The organism is Ursidibacter arcticus (assembly GCF_009761375.1).
GTDB classification, from domain to species: Bacteria; Pseudomonadota; Gammaproteobacteria; order Enterobacterales; family Pasteurellaceae; genus Ursidibacter; species Ursidibacter arcticus.
In genome coordinates, this window is sequence record NZ_LEKM01000009.1 from 1 (window position 1) to 9,762 (window position 9,762).

General features: G+C 40.2%; 10 protein-coding genes and 1 riboswitch. All 10 genes read right to left on the reverse strand.

Annotated elements, in window-relative coordinates; all coding sequences use genetic code 11:
* Positions 1 to 574, reverse strand: a 574-nt coding sequence (locus A1D25_RS00130; protein ID WP_157393705.1) for a hypothetical protein, incomplete at its 3' end; no start/stop codon positions are given.
* 236 nt (positions 575 to 810) lie between these two features.
* A complete protein-coding gene (locus A1D25_RS00135) occupies positions 811 to 2,124 on the reverse strand; it encodes an MFS transporter (RefSeq protein ID WP_157393706.1) in 1,314 nt (437 codons plus the stop codon).
* Positions 2,114 to 2,803 (reverse strand): thiamine phosphate synthase, encoded by a 690-nt coding sequence (gene thiE, locus A1D25_RS00140; RefSeq protein WP_157393707.1) that lies wholly within the window; start codon positions 2,801 to 2,803, stop codon positions 2,114 to 2,116. The genes A1D25_RS00135 and thiE overlap by 11 nt, the downstream gene beginning before the upstream one ends.
* Before the next feature lies 1 nt (position 2,804).
* Positions 2,805 to 3,632, reverse strand: a complete 828-nt coding sequence (gene thiD, locus A1D25_RS00145; RefSeq protein WP_157393708.1) for a bifunctional hydroxymethylpyrimidine kinase/phosphomethylpyrimidine kinase — start codon at positions 3,630 to 3,632, stop codon at positions 2,805 to 2,807.
* Complete coding sequence (thiM, locus tag A1D25_RS00150) at positions 3,625 to 4,425, reverse strand: hydroxyethylthiazole kinase (protein ID WP_157393709.1); 801 nt, start codon at positions 4,423 to 4,425, stop codon at positions 3,625 to 3,627. The genes thiD and thiM overlap by 8 nt, the downstream gene beginning before the upstream one ends.
* 9 nt (positions 4,426 to 4,434) lie before the next feature.
* Positions 4,435 to 5,379, reverse strand: a complete 945-nt coding sequence (locus A1D25_RS00155; protein WP_157393710.1) for an ABC transporter substrate-binding protein — start codon at positions 5,377 to 5,379, stop codon at positions 4,435 to 4,437.
* A gap of 22 nt (positions 5,380 to 5,401) precedes the next feature.
* Complete coding sequence (gene tenA / locus A1D25_RS00160) at positions 5,402 to 6,055, reverse strand: thiaminase II (RefSeq protein WP_157393711.1); 654 nt, start codon at positions 6,053 to 6,055, stop codon at positions 5,402 to 5,404.
* A 38-nt stretch (positions 6,056 to 6,093) separates the two neighbouring features.
* Positions 6,094 to 6,858: an ABC transporter permease gene (locus A1D25_RS00165; RefSeq protein WP_157393712.1), complete on the reverse strand. Its 765-nt coding sequence runs from the start codon at positions 6,856 to 6,858 to the stop codon at positions 6,094 to 6,096.
* Positions 6,855 to 7,565, reverse strand: coding sequence for an ABC transporter ATP-binding protein (locus tag A1D25_RS00170; protein ID WP_157393713.1), 711 nt, complete (start codon positions 7,563 to 7,565; stop codon positions 6,855 to 6,857). The genes A1D25_RS00165 and A1D25_RS00170 overlap by 4 nt, the downstream gene beginning before the upstream one ends.
* 81 nt (positions 7,566 to 7,646) lie before the next feature.
* Positions 7,647 to 7,737: riboswitch (TPP riboswitch) on the reverse strand.
* Positions 7,738 to 7,919: 182 nt separating this feature from the next.
* Positions 7,920 to 9,762 (reverse strand): YadA-like family protein (locus A1D25_RS00175; RefSeq protein WP_205420558.1); only part of this gene is annotated, 1,843 nt, incomplete at its 5' end.

Genomic DNA, 9,762 nt, shown 5'->3' on the forward strand with positions numbered 1-9,762 from the left:
CGTAATCTTTGTCTGCTTTTTTGTCCAAATCATCTTTATTTGCTTTTTTAGCAACTTCTTCACTTAAATTTTGTGTTTTTTCTGTAAGCGTTGGAATTAGACCTTTTGGTAATTTGCTGCCTGTAGCTGGATCTGTCACCTCTTCATTACTAAGCAAACCTTTTAGCACTGTATTAATACTCTTCACATCTTTATTCAAACTTTCGGTTTTATCCGTCAGTATAGGAATTAAACCAACTTTAATTTTATTGCCCTTTTCATCCGTAATAGGCTGACCATCTTTCATTGCATCTTTAGTACTAAAGAGAGATTTATAGATTGTAAGATGTTCCGTAGATAGTCTGTTAAATAGATCAATCACTTTTGAAGTATTTAATGTGCGAGCACTACCACTTTCATTTGGAGAACTAATCGCATCTTGAACATTGGCTCGAGTTGAAGCCCAGTTGATTACACCTTTTCCGCTTTCTGGTATAGGATTTGTTGTTGTAGGAGTTGCTACGTCAGCGTAAACCTGCCCACTCCAAGCTAAAATTAATGACAATGTCAATGTTTTTTTTGTAAATGTTTTCATAATCTCCCCCTTTGATTTATTTACATTAAAAAAACAAAATCAATCATAATTTACATTAACTTAATTATATGGATATAAAATATCTTTTTCAATATGCTATTTGCACAAAAGTATAGTTATGTAAATTTATTCAGCATTAATTAACAAAAACCTTGTAATTATTACACCGATTACTATTTTGTTTGCGAATAAGTATTCAGTACCAAAGTGCGATCCACCTTTTTAATTCATTGTATTTACAACAATTTTTCGTTTACTAAATCCACATCTTTAGTTTCTTTAACCCAGTACAGAGCTAATAAACTAATAAGTCCATTTACCGCCAAATAAAGTCCAACAGCTTTTAAACCGTAATTTGCGTTTAGTTTTAACGTAATAAGTGTCGCAACACTTGCCCCTAAAATTCCAGCACAGTTATACGCTAACGATGCCCCTGAATAACGGGCGGATGTTGGAAATAATTCGGGAAGAAAACTTGCCAATGGTCCATAGCCCATTCCAATCAACCCCATTCCAATCATTAAGAACCAAAATAGGCTTTGGGTTGTTCCATTTTCTAAAAATAGTGGCAAAGTAACACCTAATAACACCACGCCCCAAGTGGCTACAATAAGCCAAATTCTCCGTCCGATTTTATCAATATAAACGCCAGATAGTGCGATAGTTATTGCAAGAAAAAAAGCACTGCACATTAACAAGGTCGTAAATGTTTTAGCTGAAATGCCTAAGCCCATTGCATAACCTGCCTCAGATAGCACAGGGGCTGATTTGGCATAAATTTGGCTAAAAGCAATCATAATGTAAAATAGCACATAGCCTGCAACCGAAATCATCATTCCTAAGAAGAAAGGTTTAAAATAGGTAGTCAATACCGATAACATCGGAATTTTATGCGGTTGTTTCGTTTCCATTGCATTTAAGAAAACAGGGGTTTCGGTCAGTTTTAAACGAACATAAATGCCGATAGCAATTAGCACTACCGAACTTAAAAATGGAATACGCCACGCCCATTCCAATAATGCTTGCTCGCCAAATAGGGCAACTATCAGCAAAAAGATACCATTAGCAGCTAATAAACCGATAGGTGCACCTAATTGTGGGAAAATGCCATACCAACCTCGTTTACCTTGCGGAGCATTCTCAATAGCAACTAAGGCTGCACCACCCCACTCTCCCCCTAAGCCGATACCTTGACCGATACGGCATAAGCAAAGCCCTATGGTAGCCCAAATACCAATACTTTCGTAGGTTGGAAGTAAACCAATGATGACGGTAGATACTCCCATTAACAATAACGACATCATAAAGGTTTTTTTACGCCCAATACGATCACCAAAATGCCCGAAAATAGCAGCACCTAACGGTCTGGCAATGAAGGTTAATGCTAAGGTTGAAAGTGCCGCTAACTGCCCTGTCATCGGATCATCGCTACTGAAAAATTGTTGGTTAAACACCAATACGGCTGCCATTGCATAAATATAGTTATCAAAGTATTCAATCGCTGTACCAACCATTGTTGCTGTTGCGACTTTTTGCGGGCTATTTTGCATTGTTTGCTCCTTTTGCTATATGCTTCAAAAAGCTATCTACCGTTGTGGCGATATGTTTAGCCTGAGTAATCGCAGTGATCACTGCAACACCGTCTGCCCCATAAGCGATAAGTTGCTCAACACTATCTTCCTTCACGCCACCAATCGCCACCAATGGTTTAGTAATGCCTGCTTGGCGTAATTTTTGGATAAACCCCATTCCGACAACAGGTTTAGGATCTTCTTTAGACTGAGTAGGAAAAATCGGTCCAATACCAAAGTAATCAATTTCATCAACCGCATTGCTGAATACTGCTTCTTCCATTTTATTTACCGACAATCCGATAATCAGTGGCTTATCGGTTTTGGCTCGAATAGCTTTGGGGTTCATATCGCTCTGCCCAACGTGAATACCGTCAGCCTCTATGGCTAACGCTAATTCAACATTGTCATTGATAATAAAAGGCACTCGATATTGGCGACAAAGGTCTCGACACTTGATGGCTAAAGCGATTTGTTGCTCAGGGAATTGTTCTAAAGACAATTTGCCTTTATCACGAAACTGAAAACAGGTAATTCCTGCTTTTAACGCCTCTTCCAATACAGCGACTAAATTATCCGCTGCCTTACCTTGCAAATGGCAACAATCTTGGCTACCTGCAACAAAGTAAAGCGGTAAGATTTGACGAATATTTTGCATTTTATCTCTCCAAACTGACCGCTTGTTCTTCTTTATACGCCCAATGGTTTGTTGGCCCGTGCCCTTGTCCAATTCCTAACGGTTGGTTTATCGCTTGAGTAATAAAGGCTTTTGCTGTATGCAATGCCTGCTTGAGAGAATGCCCTTTGGCTAATTCTGCCGTTAAGCAAGCCGAAAAAGTACAGCCTGTACCGTGTGTATGGGGTGTATTAAAACGTGGCGAATCCACATAAAAGGTTTCATTCTCTGAAAAGACCCAATCTCGGCAAATTTCACTTTGAGAATTCATACTGTGTCCGCCTTTAATTACCACTGTTTTTGCCCCTTGCTGACGTAGTGATTCTGCCGCTTGTAAAAGTGATTGTTCATCGTGAATTTGAATTCCTGTTAGACTTTCTGCTTCAGGAATATTTGGCGTGATCACCGTTGCTAACGGCAATAATTTTTGGCTTAATGATTGAATTGCGTTTTGTTGCAACAACGCGGATCCACCTTTTGCAATCATTACAGGATCAAGCACAAAAATCCCAAAATCATACCGCTTAATATTCTCCGCTACGCACTCAATAATCTCACTCGTTCCTAACATTCCAACTTTAAACGCTTTGATTTGAAAATCATCGGCGATGGCTTTTAGTTGGCTTTCAATGGTATTTAATGGAATGGTGTGAATATCAAATACACCTAGCGTATTTTGTGCGGTTACAGCGGTAATCACTGAAGTACCGAATACACCACGCATTTGAAAGGTTTTCAAATCTGCCTGAATACCTGCTCCACCGCCACTATCCGAACCTGCAATCGTTAAAACTTGAGCAATCTTAGACATAATTCACTCTCCCATTTTGCTCCACCTCTTGTGCAGAGATTTCCGCTAATTTATCTAATAACCCCGTATAAAATTGCCCATACTGGGTTGCTTTAAGGGATTTTGCGACAAGCTCACCTGCAATAGCATAGGTGCTACAACACTCCACCGCTGCATTGAAATAATCGCTTTTATCCGCCACCGCAAAAAATGCCCCAGAAATTGCACTTAATAAGCAACCTGATCCCGTAACTTTAGGAAACATTGGCGAACCATTGTGTAGCGTAGCAATTCGGTTACCGTCACTAATCACATCAACTTCACCGCTCATCATTGCAATAGTTTGATATTTTCGTGCCACTTGCTGACAGATAGCATTTAAGTTCGCATCGCCTTTACCCGCATCAACCCCTTTCGCTTGCCAATCTGCCCCTGCTAAATAAGCAAACTCCCCAGCATTACCACGAATACCGCTGAACTGAATATGTGCCAGCAGTTGTGCTACGGTTTGCTTGCGATATTGCGTAGCCGCTACGCCAACAGGATCAAGAATCACAGGAATACCTAATTGATTTGCGGTTTTACCTGCTAACAACATCGCCTCTATTTCTTTACCGACTAATGTCCCAATATTGATTACTAGAGCTTGACTAATAGCTGGCACATCTTCCATTTCTTCAATCGCCACCGCCATAATGGGCGATGCCCCCAAAGCGAGCAGCCCATTTGCACAATAATTTGCCGCCACAATGTTAGTAATATTATGAATAAGCGGATTTTTTGCACGAATTTTAGCTAAATAATAGGATCGCATTTTTCCTCCTTACTGGATTTCAACCGCATAATGTTTAACTTCAGGAATGGCTTTAATTAACCCTCTTTGGTGCATAAACTCCGCCATTTTTTGATAACGATGATTATCCATCGCTCTTGGTCTAAGTGCTAAACGTGGAAGCGTATCTCGCCAAGCCAAACGATTTAATTCATTATCCAACTCTTTCGGTTTATAGCTGACAAAGAGTTTCCACGCATCATCTTGATGGTTAATTAAATAGGTGGTTGCCTGCTCTAAAGCGGTCAGAAATGCTGAAAGTTTTGCATTTGAAAGATGTTGCTGATGAGCTACTAGAATCAGTTCGTCATAAGCAGGTACACCGTGTTCTTCTGGGAAGAAAGCAATCCCCTGATGTTTTTCAAGTTGTAGTTGGTTAAGTTCAAAATTACGGAATGCACCAATTACCGCATCAACCTGACCCGACAGCAAAGATGGTGAGAGCGACCAATTCACATTCACTAATTCAACATCTTGACGAGTTAAATTGACGGAAGAGAGCATCGCCTCTAATAAACTATCCTCAAAACCACTTACCGAATAGCCAATTTTCTTGCCTTTTAAATCAGATAACTGATTGATTTTGCCATTTTTTAATGCCACTAAACTATTCAATGGTGTTGAAACTAACGTCCCGATTCTAACAAGTGGTAATCCTTCCGAAACGTGTTGTAAAAGTTGCGGTTGGTAGTCGATAGCAATATCAGCTTTACCACTTGCGACTAGCTTCGGCGGTAATGAAGGATCGGCAGGCTCAATAATCTCCACCTCCAAACCATTTTGAGCAAAATACCCTTTCTGTTGTGCCACAATAATGGCAGCGTGATCGGGGTTTACAAACCAATCTAGTAATAGTGAAAGTTTCTCTTTTGCCGCAACATTATTTGCCCAACTAAAGACACAGAATACACAGAGTATGTTGATTAGCTTTTTCATTATTTTCTCCTTTGGTTGTTAATTAACTTAAATCTAGCCCCATCTGCCAAAAAGCAGCTTCCATTCGAGTTGCTGTATTAAAAATTGCTTGAAGTGATTGAAGCTGTTGTGGTGAAAGCGATGCACACAGCTTATCTAAAAACAGTGCCAAATCTTGTGCTGCTTGTTGAAAAGATGGTGAAGCATAAGCATCAATCCACGCTTGATAAGGATTACCCTCTGGGCTTAATTTCTGCTCTACAATATATTTCGCAATATCCGCATAACCGATAGCACAAGGGGCAATTGCAGTATATAACTCGGCTAATCCACCTTTTATTCCACAATCTAAAACATAATGGGTATAAGCCACACAAGCCGATGATTCTTGTGTACTAAACAGTTCTTGCTCTGAGATTCCCCACTCTTTGCAAAATTGAATATGGAGTTCAATTTCATTTAACAGCTCATTATTAGCTTGTTGAGCTTGACGAATTTGTGCAAAGTTTTCCGCCTTATAAATGCCTAATGAAATCGCTCGGCTATATTGAAATAAGAACAGATAATCTTGTTTCAAATAGTGCTGAAAAGCGATTTTCGGCAATATCCCTTTCGCAAGTTGCTGGACAAATTCGTGATGAGTATAGTCTTGCCAATGTGGCGTTGCTTGTTGTATAAACTGTTGAATAATCGACATTTTTTCTCCTTTTATTGATTATCTCTAACAAATTTTATTTAACGTAATTCTCTCGCCCAAGGGATTACACGCCGCAGCAATAAATCAGCGGAAAAATAAAGGCAAAGAGTCATAATGACTAACATAAATAAAGCCGCAAACATCAAATCCACTTGCATTCGAGCATTTGCGTGTAACATCAAATAGCCTAACCCTTCTGAAGATCCAACCCACTCCCCAACCACTGCACCGATAGGAGCTATCGAAACCGCAATACGCAAGCCCGATGCTAAAGCAGGTAAAGCGGCAGGTAATTGCACTTTTAGTAATATTCTTAATGGCGAAACGCCCAAAGTTTTAGCGAGATCTAACCAATTCTTAGGGGTATGACGTAAACCATCAAAACAGGCAGCCGTTACAGGAAAGAAAATAATCAAAACCGTCATCACAATTTTTGATGCCAGCCCATATCCAAACCAAAGTACAAGCAATGGTGCAATGGCGAACACAGGAATAGCTTGAGAAATCACCAAAATTGGCAGTAAAAAATGAGAAAGGGTTCGAGAAAAATAGAGCAATAATGCGGTAAATAGCCCAAAACTACAGCCTAAAAGTAATCCAATTAAAATCTCAAGTAATGTAATTTGTGCGTGTTGCCACAAGAGTGAAAAGTGCGAAAAAAGCCTTGCAACCACACTTTCAGGCGGAGGCAAAATATAATGGGGTAATGAGAAAAGTTGAGTACACAGCCACCATAAGCCAAATAAGCCTAGCAAGATCACAAGCGGTCGGATTAGAGAGAAGATTTGCAAAAATTTTTTCATATCTCACCGCTTGCTAATTCGGCTAAAAGCCGTTGTTGTAAACCTAACATTTCCGCTTGTTGTGTGGCTTTCGGTGGGAAAATAGGGGCTGATATGCTGATTGGCTGATCTTTTAAGATAAAGATTTGATCACTCAATCGAATAGCTTCAAATGGATCGTGTGTAACCAATAATACCGTTTTATCGTCAAGTAACTCTTGGGTTAAATCTTGCAGTTGATGGCGAGTTACAGCATCTAGTGCAGAAAAAGGCTCATCAAGCAAAATCAAATTTGCCTGTTGCATCAGAACTCTTGCCAATGCCACACGTTGTCGTTGCCCACCAGAGAGTTGATAACAAGGCTTGTTAAGATGCTTATCCATCTTCACCGCCACCAACATTTGATAGGCTTTATCACAAGTTTCTGATGTTTTTGTACCTGATAAATAAGCCTTTAACTGCACATTATCTAGCAGAGATAACCAAGGTAATAAATTATCTTGTTGTGCCATCCACGCAATCTTGGTTTCGGCTTGATAAATAACCTTTCCGCCCGTAATAGCGTCATTTTCTAAGCCTGCTATGGTGCGTAATAAGGTGGATTTCCCCACACCAGATGTGCCAAGTAATGTCGTCCACTTACTCGAAGAAAGCTGCCAATTAAAATGCTCAAATAGCTTTTGCGAGCCAAAGGCTAAAGAGAGATCACGAATCTCCACACACCACATACCAACACCTATTAGGATTTAAGCAGTGAATAAGAGAAATAAAGAGAGATTAAAAATTGAATATGAAGAAAGGGATATTATGGTTTTCATCGCTTAGTTTCCTACGGCAGTATTAACTGAATCAGGTTCACGGGTATCATCTCAGCTACAAGTAGCACCCCGACTAAATTGAAAACGAGTATAAGGGATCTTAATGAGAATGCAAATTTCTTTACATTTCTAACCGCTTATAGACTAAAAATGCCAAATAAAAAATCTGCACTTTACTCCGTAAATATTTTTACGTTTCAAGTACAGATTTAATACTCGGTTAATTTAAAACCAGTTTAAAGCTAGTTTAAAACTAATGATAAATTACCACTGATAGCCTACGCCAACCCCACCAGATAAGTGACCTTGGCTGTTTGCAGTACCTTGTAATTTCAAGACGACTTTACCATTATCACTTGCTCTAGAGTAACCAACAGAGAGTGCTGAAGCACCAGCGTATCCACCAGCAGCAGCGGCAACCATTGACTTACCAGGGATATAAACTTGTGGTAACGATGCTGCGGCAGCAGAGCTTGCTCCAATACCACGAACACGTTTATCTAATTTGCCCACTTTATTATCAACAGCATTAAGTTGGTTCACATTAACCGCATCAGTGCCTCTAACACCCGGTGCAACATTGCTGATAACCTTGTTGCCTGCGTTAATACCTTGATTATTAATAGTAACACCGCCAACATTTAAGCTACCGTTTTCTGGCAATTTAACATCTTTCGCTAAGCCAAAGGTTACATCATTGCCATTTTTGGTAATTTCAATGTTGCCATCTTTATTATTAAGATCAACAGTTGCTCTTGGTTTAACATTAGAGCTGTCTTTACCATTTACAGTTAAATTCCAACCAGCTTCTGCAGTTTCTTTAACCTCATATAATTGGCTACCATTTACAGCATCTTTGCTGTTTGCATTTACATCACCGTCTTTTACATTGGTAACTTTATTGCCTGCAACATCAACTTTGTCTTTTGTTACTGTCGGACCACCCTCGACGGTTAAACCATCATTATCGATCTTCGTATTACCTGTTTTTACGCTGCCCTTATCGCTCAAATCAATGTTTTGAGCCAATTTGACATTTAAGGTACCTTTATCAGGATTTGCAACAACACCAATATTATTATCGGTCAGCTTATCCTTGTTAGCACCGCCCTTAATATCTAAGCGAGAGTTCAATGGGCGTTTCACCTCAACATCTTTGTCATCACCTGCAAAACGCAAGCCATCATTCAAGGTTGCTACTTCTTCGGTAATGGTCTTAGTTGGGTCTTTCGGATCTTTGGTTTCATAAACGATACGAGTTTTACCTTCCGTACCATCTTTACCATCTTGACCTTTAGCACCATCTAAACCTGCTCGACCATCTTTAACACTGATATTCGCAGATGCACCATCTTTGCCATCAGCACCTTTCGGACCTGTCAAGCCGATCGAGCCATCTTTGCCGTTTAACACCACAGATGAACCGTCTTTACCGTTTACACCAACTGTGCCATCAATGCCGTCTTTGCCTGGTTGACCGTTTTGACCTGGTTCGCCTTTTTCGCCAACTTGAACATTATTGGTCAAAGCGACCTGCAGTTTCTTAGCACCGTCTGTATCGGTAATGACAGATGTGCTTAATGACGGACCTTTGCCTACCACAGCGATGGCTGTATTCAAGCCTTGCTTGATTTCGTTACCCTCTTGGTCTTTCAAACCAAAACCGCCGTCAATCTTATCTTTGGTGTCTTGGCTTAAATCAACTTTGTAATCAGTAACACCAGTCTCAGTATTAGGTGTAGGTGTAACTACAACTTTGTCAGAGCCATTACTTACAGTTGTGTCTTTTCCGTGTACAGTGAAAGTTTTGCTACCATCAGGATTATCCTTGGTATCAACGGTAATGTTTTTACCCGGCTGAACATCACCTACACCACCAGGGGTGCCATCTTCGCCTTTAGGACCTTGTGGACCTGCCGGACCGGTTGCACCGTCTTTGCCGTTGGTGATGTTTGTTGAAACAGGAGCTGAACCATCGTTGTTATTAACAGTAACGGTTTTGCTGCCGTCTTGGTTTTCAACCAAGGTTACGGTTGGACTCTTACCGTCTTTACCGTTATTCACCGTGGTGCTGGTGCTTGTGCCATCAGGGTTGTTTACTGTGATG

Coding starts and splice junctions, on each gene's coding strand:
- A1D25_RS00135 (WP_157393706.1), bottom strand. CDS start 2,124: ATGCAAAATAGCCCGCAAAAAGTCGCAACAGCAACAATGGTTGGTACA.
- thiE (WP_157393707.1), bottom strand. CDS start 2,803: ATGCAAAATATTCGTCAAATCTTACCGCTTTACTTTGTTGCAGGTAGC.
- thiD (WP_157393708.1), bottom strand. CDS start 3,632: ATGTCTAAGATTGCTCAAGTTTTAACGATTGCAGGTTCGGATAGTGGC.
- thiM (WP_157393709.1), bottom strand. CDS start 4,425: ATGCGATCCTATTATTTAGCTAAAATTCGTGCAAAAAATCCGCTTATT.
- A1D25_RS00155 (WP_157393710.1), bottom strand. CDS start 5,379: ATGAAAAAGCTAATCAACATACTCTGTGTATTCTGTGTCTTTAGTTGG.
- tenA (WP_157393711.1), bottom strand. CDS start 6,055: ATGTCGATTATTCAACAGTTTATACAACAAGCAACGCCACATTGGCAA.
- A1D25_RS00165 (WP_157393712.1), bottom strand. CDS start 6,858: ATGAAAAAATTTTTGCAAATCTTCTCTCTAATCCGACCGCTTGTGATC.
- A1D25_RS00170 (WP_157393713.1), bottom strand. CDS start 7,565: ATGTGGTGTGTGGAGATTCGTGATCTCTCTTTAGCCTTTGGCTCGCAA.